An 18,084-nucleotide genomic window follows, 5' to 3' on the forward strand; every position below is an offset into this window, starting at 1 on the left:
GACCTGGTCGCCCGGGACTCCTCCGGCAACCTCTACCTCTGGAGCGGCAACGCCGGCGGCACGTTCAGCACCAAGAAGCTGCTGACCAGCGGCTGGAACTACACCCAGACCGTGGCCAGCGACTTCCGGGGCACCGGACACGCCGACCTCATCGCCCAGGACGCCTCCGGCAACCTCTACCTGTGGCCCGGCAACGGCGACGGCACCTTCGGCGCCAAGAAGCTGCTGACCGGCGGCTGGAACTACACCCAGACCACCGCCGCCGACTTCACCGGCGACGGCATAGCCGACCTGGTCGCCCGGGACTCCTCCGGCAACCTCTACCTCTGGAGCGGCAACGCCGGCGGCACGTTCAGCACCAAGAAGCTGCTGACCAGCGGCTGGGACTTCACCCAGACCACCGCGGGTGACTTCACCGGCAGCGGCCACGCCGACCTGATCGCCCGCGACGACACCACCGGCACCCTCTACCGCTGGGCCGGCAACGGCAGCGGCGGCTTCGCGGCCAAGGTCCAGGTCACCACCGGCTGGTAGCACCTGCCCCGCCGCTCGCCCCGGTGTCCCGCACTGACGCCCCGTGCGGGACACCGGCTGCCCGACTCCCCCTCACGCCCTCACCACGATCGGAAGTCCCATGCGCCTCACCAACCGTAAGAACCGTCACGCCCTGGCCCTGGCCGCCGCCGCCTGCACCGCCCTGGTCGCCTCGCTGGCCGGCGCCGGCAGCGCCGCCGCCGCCTCCGTCAGCACCTGGGAGAAGGTCGCCCAGTGCGAGAGCAGCGGTGACTGGAGCATCAACACCGGCAACGGCTACTACGGCGGCCTGCAGTTCGACCTCAGCACCTGGAACGCCTACGGGGGCCAGCAGTACGCCGCCTATCCCCACCAGGCCACCGAGAACCAGCAGATCATGATCGCCGAAAAGGTCCTGGCCGCACAGGGCCCCGCCGCATGGCCGCAGTGCGGCGCCTCGAACGGCCTCGGCACGGACAGGCAGAGCCCGTTCCCGTCGACGACGCTGAACTACTCCTCGACAACAGCCGGGGACTACAACGGCGACAAGGTCTCCGACCTGTTCGCCAAGGACTCCGCAGGCAACTTCTTCGTCTGGACGGGCAACAAGGGCGCGGGCTTCAGCACCAAGAAGCAGCTCACCAGCGGCTGGAACTACACCCAGACCGCCACCGCCGACTTCACCGGCGACGGACTCACCGACCTCATCGCCAACGACGCCTCCGGCAACCTCTACCTCTGGACCGGCAACGCCGGCGGCACGTTCAGCGCCAAGAAGCTCCTGACCGGCGGCTGGAACTACACCCAGATGGTGGCCGGCAACTTCCGGGGCACCGGACACGCCGACCTGATCGCCCGGGACTCCACCGGCAACCTCTACCAGTGGCCCGGCAACGGCGACGGCACCTTCGGCGCCAAGAAGCTGCTGACCAGCGGCTGGAACTACACCCAGACCACCGCCGCCGACTTCACCGGCGACGGCATAGCCGACCTGGTCGCCAAGGACTCCGCCGGCAACCTCTACCTCTGGACCGGCAACGCCGGCGGCACGTTCAGCACACCCGTCAAGCTCACCGACGGCTGGAGCTACAGCCAGACCATCGCAGGTGACTTCACCGGCAGCGGCCACGCCGACCTCGTCGCCCGCGACGACACCACCGGCACCCTCTACCGCTGGGCCGGCAACGGCACCGGCCACTTCGCCGCCCCCGTCGCCCTCACCACCGGCTGGTAGTCGCCCTCCCCACCGGCCGGCAAGCGCGGCACGACCCGGACCAGCACGCCCGGCACCAGGACCAACACCAGGCCCAGCAACAGGCCCAACAGCAGGCCCAGCAGCGGGCCCAGCACGAAGGAGTCAGGCCGATGAAACGCGGCATCAGAGCCACGCAGAAACGTCCGCGCACCGCGGTAGGTCGAGCAGCAGCAGTGGCCACGGCCCTGTGCTGTGGACTCGTCACGGCCCCTTTCGCGGCCGCTGCGCCGGCACTCGCCGACACCACCGGCTGCGCGGCCTACCCGACGCCGCTGGCGGCCACCAGCCGCCCCAGCCCGGCGACTTCGCCGTGGACGGGCAGCTGGGGCACCGCCCTGAGCAACGCCGGACCGGCCGCGCAGTCCGGCGTTGCAGGCCAGCAGACCCTGCGGATGGTCGTGCACAGCAGCATCGCGGGCAACAGCGCCCGGATCCACCTGGCGAACACCTTCAGCTCGGCTCCGGTCACCATCGGCCACGCGACGATCGCCGTCCAGGGCTCGGGCGCGACCCCGGCGGCCACGCCCGTCACGCTGACCTTCGGCGGCAGCCAACAGACCGTCATCCCGGCGGCCGGTGACGTCTACAGCGACCAGGCCGCTTTCCCGGTCACCGCCGACGAGAACCTCCTGGTCAGTATCTACCTGCCGGATCCGGTCAGTTCTGCGCCCTACCACCCGGACGCCCTCACCACCTCGTACACCAGCGCACCCGGCGACAGCACCGACCACGCCGCAGGGGCCGGCAGCACCGGCTTCACCACCTCCTACTACCACTGGGCCTACCTGAGCGGACTCGACGTCACGGCAGGCGGCAGCGGCGGAACGGTCGTGGCCATCGGGGACTCGCAGACCGACGAAGGCCACACCACGGCCGACACCAACCGCCGCTGGGTCGACGACTACGGCAGGGCACTCCAGGCCCAGCCGAACCCGATGGGCGTGGTCAACGAGGGGCTCTCGGGCAACCGCCTGCTCACCGATGCGCCCGGGCAGAAGCCCGGCTACGGGGCCAGCGCCCTCACCCGGTTCGACCGCGACGTACTGGCCCAGCCCAACGCCCGCTCCGTGATCCTCTACGAGGGCATCAACGACATATCGCTCGACGGCGCGACGGACGCCGCCCTGGAAGCCGGGATCCAGCAACTGTCCGCCCGGGCACACGCCAAGGGACTCAGCTTCAGCGTCGCCACCATCCCGCCCTTCGAGGGCAACAGCATGTACTCGGCGGCCAAGGACAACGTCCGGCAGTGCGTCAACGCCTACATCCGCAGCACCTCCGACATCGACCACTACCTCGACTTCGACCAGGCCACCCGCGATCCGCTGGCACCCGGCCACCTCTTCGCCGGGTACTACAACCGGGGTGACGACCAGCTGCATCTCAACGACAACGGCAACCAGGTCCTGGCGAACACCGTCGCCGCCCCGCCGGCGGCGTCCTCCGTCCCCCTGAACTTCTCGCAGCAGGTGGCCGGCGACTTCCGGGGCACCGGACACGCCGACCTCATCGCCCGGGACACCTCCGGCAACCTCTACCGCTGGCCCGGCAACGGCGACGGCACCTTCGGCAGCCGCATCCTGCTCACCGGCGGCTGGAACTACACCCAGACCACCGCCGCGGACCTCACCGGCGACGGCATCGCCGACCTGGTCGCCAAGGACTCCTCCGGCAACCTCTACCTCTGGAGCGGCAACGCGGGCGGTGCCTTCAGCACCAGGAAGCTGCTGACCAGCGGCTGGAACTACACCCAGACCACCGCCGCCGACCTCACCGGTACAGGCCGCGCCGACCTGATCGCGGCCGACTCCAACGGCAACCTCTACCGCTGGCCCGGCAACGGCGACGGCACCTTCGGCAGCCGCATCCTGCTCACCGGCGGCTGGAACTTCACCCAGACCACCGCCGCCGACTTCCGCGGCACGGGCCACGCCGACCTCATCGCCCGCGACGACTCCACCGGCACGCTCTACCGCTGGCCCGGCAACGGCGACGGCACCTTCGGCGCGAGGACGGCGGTCACCGCCGGCTGGGCCCCGTTCTCCCAGACCACCGCCGGCAGGTTCCGTGGCACCGGCGCCGCCGACCTCATCGCCCGCAACGACAGCACAGGCGATCTCGACGAGTGGGACAACGTCGGCAACGCCTCCTTCACCCGCCCCCTACGACTCACCGGCGGCTGGTAGGCAGCCTCCCTCCGGGTGAGGCCTCGGGGCCCTGCAGGAGCGCGGCGATCAAGGCCGTGACCAGGAGGAAGCCGACGCCACCCCGTGGTTGCAGCTTCGGTTGCATTCACCCCCGCCCGTCGCCGTTCAGCGCACGCACAGTAGGCCACCTCACCGCAGGTCAGGAGGCCCGTGACCGCCCCCGAACCGTCGGACGAACATCTGGAAGGCACGTTGGGGGCAACCCCTCACAAGTTCGAATCTCGTATCCTCCGCCTTTGCCCAGCAAGGCAGTTGAAGGCCCCGACCGGTTTCCCGGTCGGGGCCTTCTTTGTGCCCTGGTTTCCAGCTCCCGCAGGAGCATCCTGCAGCGGCCTTCGCCTCGGCCGGGCTCTGGGTCGTGTCCAGAGCTTGCCGCCGGATTAGATGAGCGTCAACATAGACGTATGTCGAATCTGGAGCTGAAGGTGCTCGACCAGGACGAGGCGGCGGTCGCGTGCTGCTCGCCGATCGTCCGCGAGCCGCTGGGTGAGGCGGCCGCCGTCGACCTGGCGAAGGCGTTCAAGGCGCTCTCCGACCCGGTGCGTCTGCGGCTGCTGTCGCTGATCGCCTCGCACGAGGGCGGCGAGGCGTGCGTCTGCGACCTGACCGGGCCGTTCGACGTCTCCCAGCCGACGATCTCGCACCACCTCAAGGTGCTGCGCGAGGCCGGGCTGGTCGGTTCCGAGCGCCGGGGGACCTGGGTCTACTACTGGGTGCTGCCCGCCGCGCTGGCCAAGCTGTCCTCCCTGCTCCAGGCCCCCACCGGGGAGTCCGGATGACCGGGGTGTCGTCGGCCCCGGGCGACGGTGACCGCCGTCCGGCCCCGGCCGCCCGCTGACCCCACCGCCCTTGCCCCGTACGCCCGAAGGGCCCCTCGTGAGCACTCCCGCCGTTCCCGCCGTCCCGTCCGTTCCGTCCGTGCTGTTCGTCTGCGTGCACAACGCCGGCCGTTCCCAGATGGCCGCCGCATTCCTCGCCCGCCTCGGCGGCGACCGGGTCGAGGTCCGCTCGGCCGGCTCCGCCCCGGCCGACGCCGTGAACCCGGCCGTGGTCGAGGCCCTGGCCGAGGTCGGGATCGACATCTCCGCCGAGACCCCGAAGGTGCTCACCACCGAGGCCGTCCAGGCGTCCGACGTGGTGATCACCATGGGGTGCGGCGACGCCTGCCCGTACTTCCCGGGCAAGCGGTACCTGGACTGGAAGCTCGACGACCCGGCCGGCCAGGGCGTCGACGCCGTCCGCCCGATCCGCGACGAGATCGAGCGGCGCATCCGCGGCCTGCTCACCGACCTCGGCGTCGAGACCGCCGGATGAGCGGGGCCGTACGCGTCGCCGCCATGGCGCCCGAGCACGCCGACCAGGTCCTGGCCATCTACCGACATGGCATCGACGAGGGCAACGCCACCTTCGAGACCACCGCCCCGACCTGGGCCTCCTTCGACAACGCCAAGCTTCCCGACCACCGCCTGGTCGCCCTCGACACCGACAACCGGGTCCTCGGCTGGGCCGCCGTCACCGCCGTCTCCGACCGGTGCGCCTACGCGGGCGTCGTCGAGCACTCCGTCTACGTCCACCCCGGCGCGCGCGGGCGAGGAGTCGGCGCCGCGCTCCTCGACGCACTGATCGCCTCGACCGAGGCCGCCGGGATCTGGACCATCCAGTCCGGCATCTTCCCCGAGAACACCGCCAGCCTGGCCCTCCACGCCCGCGCCGGCTTCCGCGTCATCGGCACCCGCGAACGCATCGGCCGCCACCGCGGCATCTGGCGGGACGTCACCCTCGTTGAACGTCGCAGCCCCAACGTCGACTGACAGTGATGATGTTCGTGGTGACGCTGCCGGCGGGTCTGACCCACCGACTGACTGACGTCTCGACTGTCCTGTTTGGGATTTGTCGGCCCGCCGAGCGTCACCACGCACGCGGCCGGCCCGGCACCCGGAGGCGTACGACTACGCGATGGCGCACTTGGACGGCGAGGAGCGGGCCGACAAATCGAGTGCGAGAGTTCCGGTTCGGGTGATACAAGGTCTGCGTGACTGAGCAACTCCACTTCCCCACGCTGCTGCGGATGATTGACGAGCGGTCCGCCGCGTTCCGCGCGGCCGTCGCCGCCGCCCCCAGCCTCGACGCCGACGTCCCGTCCTGCCCGGGCTGGACGCTGTACGACCTGGCGAACCACCTCAGCGAGGGGGACCGCTTCTGGGCCCACATCGTGCTGAACACCGCGCCGGGCGACGAGCGGCCGAGCAAGGACGGGCTGGCGGCGCCCAGGGAGCGCGAGGCCCTCATAGCCTGGCTGGCCGACTCGACGGAGCAGCTGCTCACTGCTCTGCGCGAGGCCGGCCCGGACCGGGGCTGCTGGGCCTGGTGGGAGCCGCTGGCCTCGCCGCACACGGTGGCCGCCGTGGCCCGCCGCCGCGTCCCGGAGTCGATGATCCACACCTACGACGCCCAGCTGGCCTCCGGTACCCCGCAGGAGCTGCCGACGACCGAGGCGGTCGACGCCATCGAGGAGTTCCTCGCCACCGTCTGCACCGTCACGGTCCCGTGGCCGGGCGAGCCCGCCACCATGGACTACCACGCAGCCGAGGCCGGCTCCTGGCGCCAGACGGTGGACGCCGCCGGTTCCCGCTTCACCCGCCTCACCGCGGCGGAGGCCGCCGAGAACAAGCCCACCGCCGCCATCTACGGCACGCCGAGCGAGATGGCCCTGCTCATGTACATGCGCATCCCGAACGACTCGCTGCGGATGGAGGGCGACGCCGACCTGCTCCAGCGGCTGCAGAACGGGGGCTGAGGCTGCAGAGCATCGCCGGAGGAGGTCCTTCGACCGGGCCTACGTGGGGGGCAACCCCGCACGAGTTCCAAGCTCGTATCCTCCGCCTCCGCCCGCCAGGGCGAAACGAAGGCCAGGACCGTCTCGACGGTCCTGGCCTTCGTCGTCCCGTGGTGGCTCCTCGCCCGCGACCGATCCGGCTGCGTCTGCCCCATGTCCGTTGTGCGCAAAGGGAATCCGCCTCATGCAAACCTCATGGTTCTTCACGCAAACTGACCTGGCATCAGCGCGCCGGAGAGTGGTGTCCAGCCTCGTCCGGCCGCGCAGTACCTCCATGGCACTGGCCACAGCGCCGCCACCCTGACCGGCCCCGTTCTGCGGCGGCCCGCAGCAGCAGAGGAAGTTCCGTGTCATCTCGTACCGGGTACAGGATCGCCGCCCTGCTGGTCAGCGCGGCGACTGCAGGCCTTCTCGTCGTCACCGGCGCAGTACCGGCCGGAGCGGCTGACGCGTCCGATGACGCCAACGGCGGCGGGTTCCTCACTGCCGTGACCGTGCCGGACCCTGCCGACGGAAGTGGACCGGGCGCGGAGGTGGCGCCCGACGATCCGGTGATGTTCGACGAGCTCACGCCCGACTCACTCGACGGTTCCGATGACTCCGTGCCCGCCGCACCGGGCGTGTCCGACCCGGGCGTGTCCGACCCGGACGTGGAGGTCGCGGCGGCCCGGGCGGCCGTGGTGCACGCGCGGACTCCGGCCAACACGATGTGCAGCGGCACGTGGACGCATCCGGTCTCAACGGTGCAGTTCCAGCGCGCCTCGGGCGGAACGCTCGCGTGGAGCTTCAAGCTTTCCAACGCGGCCAAGTCCGCACTCGGCCCGGTGGTGACCGTAACGATGCCGTTCTCGTACGTCAACGGCAAGGCCGTCAACCCGCCGTACCACCCGCACACCGAGCCCAACTGGTACAACTACCACGGCAGTCTCAACCGCTTCCAGTTCATCGGTGGTGGCGGCGGCAGCATCCAGACCGGCGACAAGGTCACGTTCTACTGGTTCCTCAAGGGGTCGAAGCCCGGCACGGCGGCCGACCGCTACATCACCTGCCGGGTCCCGAGGCCCGGCAGCGCCTGACACCCCGGGAGACGGCGGCCATGAGCGACAACAGCGGTGCGGTCCGGCGGATTTCCATCATGTCCGGCCGCCACGAACTGACGGTCCATTCGCTGTCGAGGTTCGAGGAGTCCTTCACCCTGGACTACTCGATCACGCCGCCGCTGCCCGACGACCTCGAAACCGCCTCCCCGTCCGGTACCCCGGTGTTCATGTGGCTGGAAGCCGTCGACGACCTCGGAAACCGCTACGACGACGTCGGTGGCGCCCACGGCCTCAGCCCGGACGGTAGCCGGACCTCGGGGACCATCTCGGGACGGCCCGGCCTGCCGCCGGAGGCGGGATCACTGACCGTGCGACTCATGTTCATGGCCGGCAACGACGAGTTCGGCTATGACCTGATGTTCGCGCCCCTGGCAAGCGACTGACGGGGCGTCGCCCGCCAGGATTCAGCGCTCGGCGTGCACGGCGCTGATCCCGAGCGAGGACGGACGGGCTCCGGGCTCCGGCCCCCGCAGGCCGAGGGCTCAGCCGTAGAACTTCGACTGGGTGCGCTGCAGCCGGCGATCCATCAACGTGTGCCGTGCATCGCTCAAGGCGCTCATCGTCGGCGCGTCGAGCTCCGGGATGAGCCGGATGAGCGCCTCGTCGGTGGCTTCGATCAGGGCCTCCGGGTCATCGGAGGCCCGGGAGATCTCGTCGAGCTTCGCCAACTCGGAAGCAGCTCCGGGGACAATGGGAACCTGCAACGCGCTGACCTCGCTGGGCACGAGTTCGAGCACGCCGCCGCCGAAGCTTCGCCCCTCGACTTCCGCAGACAGCATCGTGAGCGAGTTGTGGAACGCCGCGGTGAAGTCGTCTGCCGTGATCGGCGCTCCCGCGAGGATCTGCCCCTTGTAGATGGTGTCGGTCGTGACGACCTTCGCGTGGTTGGAGATCACGCGCGGGTAGCGGTTGGACCGCTTGGACAGCAACAGGTCACCGGCAGGCACGACCGGCACCCGGTACCAGGGCGTGCGCACGCGGCACTTGAAGCGCTGGTCGATCTCCTGGCCGACGCCCTCGTCGAGGTACTGCCGCGCCGACTTGTGAGCCTCCGGCGAGGACTTGGTCGCTGCGAAGCTCAGGAGCCAGGCAGGCTGGCCGGCGTCGGCCAGAGCCTGCTGCTCCTCGCTGGTGAAGACCAGCCCCTCGGCGTGGCGCGACCGCGGGAGCAGCGGGATCGCCCACTCCTCGAGGGCGTACGCCTTGATCTGCTCGGAATCGACGCAGAAGTAGCCGTTCGCGCCCGTCACGGTCGAGACACTGAACCGTGCGACGTTGCTGAGCGACTTCACCGTGGAGATCGACCGGACGGCGGTCAGGGCGTCGTTCTGCTCGGGCGACAACAGGTAGTTGGTCCACGTACCTGCACCCGGTGCGACCGTGTGCGACCAGGATCGGATGCCGCCGTTGTGGTCGTGGAACTGGATGGTCGAAGGGGTGGTGGGCCCCTTCGACGTGCGGCCGCTGAGGATCAGGACCTCCTGCAGGACCGAGGGGAACGAGCCCGGCTGGAAGAGGTCGATGACGAGGTCGGTCGTGTTGGCCAGGAGCCAGTTGCGGACAGCGTTCGCCGAGATGCCGGTCAGGAACTCGGTCGGGAGGATGACGGAGAAGACACCGCCGTCCTGCAGCTTCGAGAGCGCCAGCAGGAAGACGGGAATCCAGAGGTTCGACACGGAGGTCCCCGCCGTACCCAGCCCGGAACTGATCTCCTTGGCGCGCTGCTTGTCCCCGTCCGAGATGAACTGGAACCGCACGTAGGGTGGATTGGCCAGCACCCAGTCGAAGTCGGAGTCGCGCCCCTGCGACCACTGGAGCACATTCTGGTTGACCACGCGGCCCGGCAAGCCTGTCGATTCCAACGCCTCGGCCGCCTTGGCGGCCTCCTCGGCGAAGATCTCGACGGCCTCGACCGTCCGGACGCGGCGGGCGATGTCACTGCGCCCGATCCCCCGGAGGAAGGCGCCGTCCCCGGCGGACGGTTCGAGCACTCGGAGCTCCGACCGACCGTCAAGCAGTTCGGCGGACCGGCGGATGCAGAGCTCGACGAGGACATCGGGCGAGTAGAACCCTCCACGCAGCTTGTCGGCGCTTACTTCGTCCCGTGTCCGCATCGAAATCCACTTCTACTTCAGTTACTGAAGCAGTGACTCTACCCCACGCCTCCACCCCACCGTCTCCGGGCGCGCAATAGCCCCTGTGGGAACCTGAGGGGCATGAAAACTCGCTTCGTCGGGCAGCCCTTCGCCGACCACCCGAACCTGGTGGACTTCATCGAGCACGCGAGGGACGACGGGTTCGACGAACTCAGGATCGCAGTGGCCTGGGCCAAGCGGTCCGGCCTCGGGCGGGTCTGGGACGCGCTCGAGGAGTTCCGGAAGCAGGGCGGCAAGGTGCTGCTGATCCTGGGAGTCAGCGAGGGCGGTGCCACCAGGGAGGGACTGGAGCTCGCCCTCCAGGTCGCCGACGAGGGCTACGTCTTCCACGACCCGCGACGCACCTTCCACCCCAAGGTCTACTTCGCCTCCTCACCCGGCCAACGCTCGCTGCTCGTCGGTTCGAGCAACCTCACGGCCGGCGGGCTCGGCTGGAACTACGAGGCTTCGATGTGGGTGGACTGGGACGCCGGCGAAGGCAACGACGTCACGGACCAGGTGTCGGCGTGGTTCGACGGCCTGATAGCCGAGACGACGTCGTGCAGTCCCCTGACGGCGGATCTGATCACGGCCCTGGAGAACAGCGGGGACATCGTCATCGGTTCCGAGTCCCGAGCGCGGCGCGTGCAGAAGAAGAAGTCGGACACGCCGGAGGACAGCGACAGCGCGACCGTGACGACGATCAACGGCCTGTTCAAGCCGGTGCCGGCCGGCCTGAGGAAGCTGCCGGGCCTGAGCTCCAAGATCGCCCCGCTCGCGCCCGCTCCCGGCGCGACGGCGACGAAGAAGGCCACGACCAAGGCGACGGGCGCATCCGGGACGCCCACGACGGTGAAGGCGCCGGCGCTGGCGGGACCAGCCCCCTTCCCGACCGCGGACGTTCAGCGGCGTTGGATCAAGGAGCTCGACAACACCGCGGCGCAGCAGGTGAAGTCCGCGGCGAGCAATCCGACCGGCAACCTGCGCCTGAGCCAGGAGAGCGCCCCGATAGACCACAAGCACTACTTCCGCGACGACTTCTTCGGCGGCCTGCCGTGGACGCCGACCGAGGGCAAGGACACGGAGCAGGAGGTCTTCGTCGGGTTCCGCACCTGGATCGACGGCACGGACCACGGAATCCAGGAGCTCAGGCTCAGCCACGACCCCAAGAGGATCTCCGGGCAAGGAAACGTGCCCACGGTGCTCCATTGGGGCGTCCTGGGACCGGAGCTGCGGGGGACCAGCTACGTCGGGCTGCACATAAGCCTGGAACGCACGACCGGCGGCGAGTACAACCTGGTGATCTCGCAGGCGCCTCGCGGGAACTACCTGGTCTGATCAACGCTCCGGCTTCGCGAAGGCCCGGACCGTTTCCACGGTCCGGGCTTCGCTGTTCCGACGGGTCGGAGGCATCGCCCGGAGGGTGCGGGGCTCCGGGGGCTGGACCGTCCGGGGCTTCCGGGGCGGTGGGTGGCGGATGATGGGGAGGAGCAGGGGGTCCAGACGTGAGGGGCGACGCAGTGGCTGACAGCGGATCCGGCGGGTCGGGAACGGAGCCCGGGGTGGACGGCGGGGAGCCCGGGGCGGTCGCGGCGGCGGTGCCGGCACGGCCCCAGTCGGGGCGGCAGCAGTCGGGGCGGCCCCAGTCGGGGCGGCAGCAGTCGGAACCGCGGTCGGGCCGGCGGTCGGTGGTCCGGCGGGTGGCCGTCCTGGTGTTCGTCCTGCTGGTGCTGTGCCTGCCGCCCTGGTGGACGCTCCTCGGGTCCGGGGCCGGCTGGCCGCTGCCGGTGGTCCTGGCGGGCACGGCGGTGTTCGCCGCCTGGCTGGTGTCCTTCCCGTTCCTGATGGTCGCGGGCCACGGCTCGCGGCGGAACGACCGGGCGGCGCGCCTCGGGGACACCAGCCTCGGGGTGATGTGGGTCCTGTTCACCTGGTCGGTGCTGGGCGGCCTGGTGAACTTCGTCCTGGGCGGGCTCGACCTCGGCGGCGCCGACCGGGCCAGGACGGTGGCCGCGGCGGTGGCCGCGGTCTCGGCCGGGTTGCTGGCCTGGGGACACCACGAGGCGATGCGGGTGCCCCGGGTGAAGCGGCTGGACGTCCACCTGCCGCGGCTCGGCGGTGGACTGGACGGGACCAGGGTCGTGGTGCTGGCCGACACCCACTACGGGCCGATCGACCGGGCGGACTGGTCGGCGCGGGTCACCGAGGCGGTCAACGCCCTCGCCCCGGACGTGGTGGTCCACGCCGGGGACATCGCCGACGGCACCCCCGCCCAGCGCCGCGAGCAGTCCGCGCCGCTCGGCGCCGTCCGGGCCCGGCTGGCCAAGGTCTACGTCACGGGCAACCACGAGTACGGCGGGGAGGCCCAGGGCTGGCTGGACCGCATGGCGGACCTCGGCTGGGAACCCCTGCACAACCGCCACGTCGTGGTGGAGCGCGGTGGGGACGCCCTGGTGCTGGCCGGCGTGGACGACGTCACCGCGGAGTCCTCCGGCCTGGCCGGGCACCGCACCGACCTGGCCGGCGCCCTCGCAGGGGCGGACCCGGAGCTGCCCGTGCTGCTCGTCGCCCACCAGCCCAAGTACGTCCCGCAGGCCGCGGCCGCCGGCATCGACCTGCAGATCTCCGGACACACCCACGGCGGCCAGATCTGGCCGTTCAACTTCCTCGTCCGGATCGACCAGCCCGTGGTGCACGGCCTGAGCCTGCACGGGCTGCGGACCCGGCTCTACACCAGCCGCGGCACCGGCTTCTGGGGCCCGCCCTTCCGGATCTTCGCCCCGAGCGAGATCACCGTCCTCACCCTCCGCACGGGTGAGGCCCCCACCGACCGGTAGCGGCCACGACGAGGTGTCACAGCGGGCAGGTGCCAGGGCGAGCATGTGTCACAGCGGGCAGGTGCCAGGGCGAGCAGGTGTCACAGCGGGCAGGTGCCAGGGCGAGCAGGTGTCACAGCGGGCAGGTGTCACACCGCCACGACGGCTATCTCGTGGACGGCGTTCCGGTCACCGGTGAGCGGCTGGACCCGCCCCGCGGAGTCGGTGGCCCGGCAGCGGATCCGGTGCGCCCCCGGGGCGAGGTCGTGCCGGAGCCGGAACCGCTGCCAACTCGGGTCCGGGCCGCGCCCGTCCAGTTCGGCGGGCTGCCAGTCGGCGTCGTCCACCGCGACCTCGACGGCCGTCACCTCGGTGGAACTCCAGGCGTAGCCCGCCAGTTCACTGACCCCGGCGGGCACGGTGGAGCCGTCCCTGAGGCTGAGCAGCTTGCTGCTGACGTCCTTCTCGCGGACCGGCCGGGCCTCGCTCTCCCCCGGCAGGACCCGGGTGTACAGGCGGGTGGTGAAGAGGTGCTCGGGCCGTTCGGCGGCCAGCACGATCCTGGTCAGCCACTTGACCGAGTTGGTGCCGAACATCCGCGGCGCCACCGCGCGCACCGGGTGCCCGTGGTCGGGGCGAAGCGGTTCGCCGTTCATCCGGTGCGCGAGGACCACCTCGGTGCGGGCCTGCTCCAGCGGGAGGTCCTTGAGGAAGCTCACGTCGCTCTCCCCCGCGAAGTCGCCCCGGTCGGCGCCCTCCAGCCAGACGTGCCGGGCCTCCGGGCGCGGGCCGGCCAGCGCCAGCACCTCGGCGAGCGGGACGCCCTCCCACTCCAGGTTGGTCACGGCCCTGGTCGGCACCGTCGGCTGCAACGGATTGCCGAAGCACTCGTGGACGGCGGTGAACCTGGTCTGCGGCAGCCCCCGGAGGGCCTGGAAGTCCAGCCGCAGGGGCCGTTCCACCAGGCCTTCGACGGTGAGCGACCAGCTGTCGGCGTCGAGCTCCGGTCGCCGGCCGAGGTGGTTGCGGATGAAGACCTCCTCGACCGGGGTACGGAAGGCGTCGGGCGTCTCCGGATCCGTCCTGAACATGCGTCATACCCCCGTACCGATGTCACTGTTCCGGGATCGACGGTACAAGGAGCGACTGACAACGAGTCGCGCGGGCCCCAGGCCAGGAGGGGTGCCGTTCGGCAGGCCCGAGGGGACGGGGACGTCCGATTCCTTCAAGACCCCGCCCCCGCGAGCCGCCTACCGTGAAGCCATGGACAGTACATCCGCACCACAGTTCGCGTTCATCGGCCTCGCCGTCGCCGACATGGCCGCCTCGGTCGCCTTCTACCGGCGGCTGGGACTGGTCTTCCCCGAGGGCGCCGAGCAGGAGCCGCACGTCGAGGCCGAGCTGCCCGGCGGGCTCCTCCTGGTCCTGGACGCCGAATCGACCATCCGCTCCTTCCACCCGGAGTGGCAGCCGCCGACCGGCGGTGCCCGGGCCGCCCTGGTCTTCCGCTGCCAGAGCCCGGCGCACGTGGACGCGGTGTACCAGGAGCTGACCGGGGCCGGGTACCAGGGCGAACTCAAGCCCTGGGACGCCTTCTGGGGCCAGCGCTACGCCTCGCTGCGCGACCCGGACGGCAACGGGGTCGACCTGCTCGCACCGCTCCAGGGCTGACTGCGGGGCCCGCTCCAACGCCTAAGCCAGGGCTCGAACCAGGGCCCGCTCCAAGGCCCGAACCAGGACCCGAACTACGGCCGCTCCGACAGCAGGTCCGTCACCCGCACGCCCGCCAACTCCCGTACGTCGCGCGACAGGTGCGCCTGGTCGGCGTAGCCCGTCCGGGCCGCCGTGTCGGCGAGCGGGACGCCGGCCCGGGCCATCCGCAGGGCGCGCTGCAGCCGCAGGATCCGGGCCAGCGTCTTGGGACCGTAGCCGAAGGCGGCCAGTGAGCGGCGGTGCAGTTGCCGGGCGCCGAGCCCGACGGCCTCGGCGGTCTCCCCGACGCTGCGCCCGGCCGCGAGCGCGCCGGCCACCGCCCGTACCAGCGGGTCCTCGGGCCGGGCCGCGGCGGCCAGCTGCAGTGCCAGTTCCTCCAGCGCGGCGGCCGGGTCGGGGGCGGCGTCGATCCGCTCGGTCAGCCGGCGCACCTCGGGGCCGGGCAGCAGGTCCGCCAACCCGACCCGGCGGTCCCGTAGTTCGGAGGCCGGTACGCCGAGCAGCAGCGGCCCGGTGCCGGGCCGGAAGCGGACGCCGGCCCACGGGCCGGGCAGCTCCGGTCCGGGCCGGAACGCCCGGGTGTCCGGTCCGGCGACCAGCAGCCGGCCCTCGGTCCAGAGCAGGTCCATGCAGCCGTCCGGCAGCACCAGGCCACCGCCACCGCCACCGGCGCCCGCACCCGCGTCGGCGCTCTTCGTCCACAGCACCGCCCCGGGCAGCCTGGACGCGCGTTCCGCGTAGTCGGTGGGCATGTTCGAAGGCTACGCGCGCCGCACGGGCGGCGCGTTCCGGACGCCCGAAGGCCCCGACCGGCGAACCGGTCGGGGCCTTCGGGGAACCTGCGGGGCCTTCGGGGACCCTTCGCAGGGCCGTACGGTCAGGCCGCCACCTCGGCGCCGGCCTCCGGAGCCCCGGCGCCCTCCGGAGCCGGCTCCGCCGTACCCGACGACCCGCCCGCCGGCCCGCCCCGCATCAGCACCAGGGTGAGTGCCGCCGCGACCAGGGCCGCGATCCCGCCGACCGTGAAGGTGGTGGAGGTGGCGGTGTTGAAGGCCTCCCGGGCGACCCGGGCCAGGGCGCCGTCGCCGCTGCCGGCGGAGAGGGCGAGGGCGTCGGTGATGGCGTGCCGGGCCGGAGCGGGGGCATCGGCGGGCATGGCGCCGGTGTAGGTGCTGGAGAGCACGGTGCCGAGGATGGCCACGCCCAGGGCGGCGCCGGACTGCTGGATGGTGTCGTTGAGCGCGGAGCCGACACCGGCGTGCTCAGCGGGGATGGCCCCCATCAGCGCGTTGGCGGCGGCCGGCATGCCCAGGCCGGCGCCGATGCCGAGGACCAGCATGGCGAGGGCGACCTTGGGGAAGCCGTCGCCGACCGAGAGGGTGGCCAGCAGGCCGAAGCCGCCCGCGATGACCACCATGCCGATCGAGGTCACGACCCGGGCGGCGAGCTTCTTGCCGAGCGCGGCGCCGATCACGTTGAAGGCGAGCGAGGCGACGGCCAGCGGGAGGAAGGCCAGACCGGTGTCGGTGGGCGAGAACTCCAGCACGAACTGCAGGTACTGGGTGAGCACCAGCATCAGGCCACCGGTGGCGAAGGTGAGCAGGACGAGGGAGAAGCTGGCGCCGGTGAAGACCCGGTTGCGGAACAGCTTGAGCGGGACCATCGGCGAATCGGTGCGGACCTGGCGGATGCCGAACCCGACCAGTGCGGTGATCGCGACGGCCAGCGAGCCGAGGGTGTTGACGTGGGCGAAGCCGTCCCGGGGGAGGACGATGATCGACCAGACCAGCGCGGTCATGCCGACCATCGAGAGCGCCATGCCGGGCAGGTCGGTCTTGCGCCAGGGGCCCTTGGACTCGGGCATCAGGACGATCGCCGCGACGATGGCCACCGCCGCCACCGGGACGTTGAGCAGGAACACCGCGCCCCACCAGAAGTGGGCGATCAGCGCGCCGCCCAGCACCGGGCCGCCGACCAGGCCGATCATGGCCACCGCGCTCCAGGCGGCGATCGCCTTGGGCCGCTCCTCGTCGTCGAAGACGGTGATCAGGATGGAGAGCGTGCTCGGCATCACGAGGGCCCCGCCGACGCCCATCAGCACCCGGCCGGCGATCAGTTCACCGGGGCTGGAGGCGACGGAGGCGACCAGTGAGGCGGCGCCGAACAGCGCCAGCCCGATGATCATCACTTTTCGTCGCCCGAACCGGTCGGACAGGCTGCCCGAGGTCAGCAGCAGGCCGGCGAAGACCAGGATGTACGAATCGATGATCCACTGGATGTCCTGCGCCCCGGCCCCGAGGTCCTCCGCGATCGGCGGGATGGACACCGTGAGCACCATGTTGTCGACCACCAGCACCAGGCTGCTGAGGCAGAGCACGACCAGGATGAGCCAGCGACGCGGGTGACGATCCACCGCGTTTCCCCCTTCGGTTCGGCGCCTCGGCCGCAGCCCTGCGCACGTCCTCGCGTCGGCGGCAGCCGCGCGGTAGTCCTCGTGGCGCACCTCGTCCGCCGTCTCCGGCCGAACGGTGTGCGCTACGCCGAACACTGTACGGAGACCGAACACTGTGCGCAAGGCCGTACGGCGTGCGTCCGCCGAACAGTGTTCGTAAGACCGTACGGTGTTCGGCGCCGGGGCCTATGCTGGACGAACTGCCCCCGACCAGGGGGCCAGTGGAATCGTGGAATGGAGGGCCTGATGACGGCCAAGTCGGAGGACATCGCACCGGAGCACCGGACCGCAGCGCAGCCCGGCATCGCCTCGCCGTGGAACCGCCCGCAGAAGCGGCGCACCCAGCCGGCCCTCAGCCGCGAGCAGATCGTCGCCGAGGCCTTCGCGCTGCTGGACTCCGACGGCATCGAGGCGCTGAGCATGCGCAAGCTCGGCGCCCGGCTCAACGCCGGCGCGACCTCCCTCTACACCCACGTGGCCAACAAGGAGGAGCTGCTCGCCCTGGTCGTCGACCACGTCTTCGGCGAACTCCCGCTCGCCCGTTCCGAGAACGCCGAGGACCCGGCGGTCTGGCGCGCCGCCATCGTCGAGTGCACCGAGGCCGTGCGCGCGGCCGTGGTGCGCCACCCGTGGATGGTCGGGGTGCTCGGTGACGTCGGGATGATCTACCTCGGCCCCAACTGGATGCGGCTCTCCGAGGCCCTGCTGGCCCTGCTGGACGCGGCCGGCTTCGAACTCGGCGAGGCCAACGACGTGATGGGCGTCGTCATGGGCTACACCATCGGCACCGCCACCGTGGAGGCCGCCTGGCTGAGCGCGCTCGCGAAGAACGGGGAGGGCGAACAGGAGTTCATGGACCGACTGCTGCCCGCCGTCGTCGAAGCCACCCGGCCGTACCCGCACCTGCACCGGCTGTACACCGTCCAGGTGCCGGAAGAGGTCGAGGCGGGCCGGGACAGCAGCTTCCTGCGCGGCCTCAACGTGATCCTGGACGGGATCGAGGCGCGGCGGGCCAAGCCCTGAGCCCCCCGGGGGGGCGGAGGGCCAGGGCTCGGCT

At 71.2% G+C, this 18,084-nt stretch carries 17 protein-coding genes; 13 read left to right on the top strand and 4 right to left on the bottom strand.

The genetic code is table 11. The annotated features are described in order from the left end of the window. From ACIQWA_RS21875 to ACIQWA_RS21915, 9 genes are all read left to right on the top strand, one after another. Window positions 1–534: FG-GAP repeat domain-containing protein (locus tag ACIQWA_RS21875; protein ID WP_402484787.1), on the top strand; the 534-nt coding region annotated here is incomplete at its 5' end. Between the two features lie 100 nt (window positions 535–634). Continuing rightward, on the top strand, window positions 635–1,747 hold the full coding sequence (locus tag ACIQWA_RS21880; protein ID WP_402484790.1) for a transglycosylase family protein: 1,113 nt from the start codon (window positions 635–637) through the stop codon (window positions 1,745–1,747). Between the two features lie 194 nt (window positions 1,748–1,941). Continuing rightward, window positions 1,942–3,954: an FG-GAP-like repeat-containing protein gene (locus ACIQWA_RS21885; RefSeq protein ID WP_402484793.1), complete on the top strand. Its 2,013-nt coding sequence runs from the start codon at window positions 1,942–1,944 to the stop codon at window positions 3,952–3,954. 425 nt (window positions 3,955–4,379) lie between these two features. Further along, complete coding sequence (locus ACIQWA_RS21890; protein ID WP_402484795.1) at window positions 4,380–4,754, top strand: ArsR/SmtB family transcription factor; 375 nt, start codon at window positions 4,380–4,382, stop codon at window positions 4,752–4,754. Between the two features lie 97 nt (window positions 4,755–4,851). Then, on the top strand, window positions 4,852–5,289 hold the full coding sequence (locus ACIQWA_RS21895) for an arsenate reductase ArsC (protein ID WP_402484798.1): 438 nt from the start codon (window positions 4,852–4,854) through the stop codon (window positions 5,287–5,289). Then, window positions 5,286–5,786, top strand: a complete 501-nt coding sequence (locus tag ACIQWA_RS21900) for a GNAT family N-acetyltransferase (RefSeq protein ID WP_402484800.1) — start codon at window positions 5,286–5,288, stop codon at window positions 5,784–5,786. Before ACIQWA_RS21895 ends, ACIQWA_RS21900 begins: the two co-directional genes overlap by 4 nt. Window positions 5,787–6,007: 221 nt before the next feature. Then, window positions 6,008–6,772, top strand: a complete 765-nt coding sequence (locus ACIQWA_RS21905) for a maleylpyruvate isomerase family mycothiol-dependent enzyme (protein ID WP_402484803.1) — start codon at window positions 6,008–6,010, stop codon at window positions 6,770–6,772. A gap of 386 nt (window positions 6,773–7,158) precedes the next feature. Beyond that, on the top strand, window positions 7,159–7,887 hold the full coding sequence (locus ACIQWA_RS21910; protein ID WP_402484806.1) for a hypothetical protein: 729 nt from the start codon (window positions 7,159–7,161) through the stop codon (window positions 7,885–7,887). A gap of 20 nt (window positions 7,888–7,907) precedes the next feature. Continuing rightward, window positions 7,908–8,294 (top strand): hypothetical protein, encoded by a 387-nt coding sequence (locus ACIQWA_RS21915; RefSeq protein WP_402484808.1) that lies wholly within the window; start codon window positions 7,908–7,910, stop codon window positions 8,292–8,294. 99 nt (window positions 8,295–8,393) lie between these two features. On the opposite strand, the gene ACIQWA_RS21920 is transcribed toward ACIQWA_RS21915, so the two are convergent. After that, the gene (locus ACIQWA_RS21920) at window positions 8,394–10,025 is read right to left on the bottom strand and encodes an Eco57I restriction-modification methylase domain-containing protein (protein WP_402484811.1); all 1,632 of its coding nucleotides are present in this window, start codon (window positions 10,023–10,025) and stop codon (window positions 8,394–8,396) included. Window positions 10,026–10,127: 102 nt separating this feature from the next. Here ACIQWA_RS21920 and ACIQWA_RS21925 point away from each other — a divergent pair, with 102 nt between their 5' ends. After that, complete coding sequence (locus ACIQWA_RS21925) at window positions 10,128–11,384, top strand: phospholipase D-like domain-containing protein (protein ID WP_402484814.1); 1,257 nt, start codon at window positions 10,128–10,130, stop codon at window positions 11,382–11,384. A gap of 362 nt (window positions 11,385–11,746) precedes the next feature. Next, entirely contained in the window at window positions 11,747–12,883 is a 1,137-nt protein-coding gene (locus ACIQWA_RS21930; RefSeq protein WP_402484816.1) for a metallophosphoesterase, read from the top strand. Window positions 12,884–13,011: 128 nt separating this feature from the next. On the opposite strand, the gene ACIQWA_RS21935 is transcribed toward ACIQWA_RS21930, so the two are convergent. Further along, a complete protein-coding gene (locus ACIQWA_RS21935; RefSeq protein WP_402484819.1) occupies window positions 13,012–13,953 on the bottom strand; it encodes a molybdopterin-dependent oxidoreductase in 942 nt (313 codons plus the stop codon). A gap of 172 nt (window positions 13,954–14,125) precedes the next feature. On the opposite strand from ACIQWA_RS21935, the gene ACIQWA_RS21940 reads away from it, so the two are divergent. Further along, on the top strand, window positions 14,126–14,533 hold the full coding sequence (locus tag ACIQWA_RS21940) for a VOC family protein (protein ID WP_402484822.1): 408 nt from the start codon (window positions 14,126–14,128) through the stop codon (window positions 14,531–14,533). 74 nt (window positions 14,534–14,607) lie between these two features. Here the strand turns inward: ACIQWA_RS21940 and ACIQWA_RS21945 are convergent, their stop codons facing one another. Further along, entirely contained in the window at window positions 14,608–15,327 is a 720-nt protein-coding gene (locus ACIQWA_RS21945) for a helix-turn-helix domain-containing protein (RefSeq protein ID WP_402484825.1), read from the bottom strand. A gap of 125 nt (window positions 15,328–15,452) precedes the next feature. Further along, on the bottom strand, window positions 15,453–16,988 hold the full coding sequence (locus ACIQWA_RS21950; RefSeq protein ID WP_402484828.1) for an MFS transporter: 1,536 nt from the start codon (window positions 16,986–16,988) through the stop codon (window positions 15,453–15,455). 285 nt (window positions 16,989–17,273) lie between these two features. Here ACIQWA_RS21950 and ACIQWA_RS21955 point away from each other — a divergent pair, with 285 nt between their 5' ends. Further along, window positions 17,274–18,050, top strand: a complete 777-nt coding sequence (locus tag ACIQWA_RS21955; protein WP_402484831.1) for a TetR/AcrR family transcriptional regulator — start codon at window positions 17,274–17,276, stop codon at window positions 18,048–18,050. Window positions 18,051–18,084 lie beyond the last annotated feature (34 nt).

Origin of the sequence: Kitasatospora sp. NPDC098652 (genome assembly GCF_044760155.1) — a bacterium.
In the GTDB taxonomy this organism is placed as follows: Bacteria; Actinomycetota; Actinomycetes; order Streptomycetales; family Streptomycetaceae; genus Kitasatospora.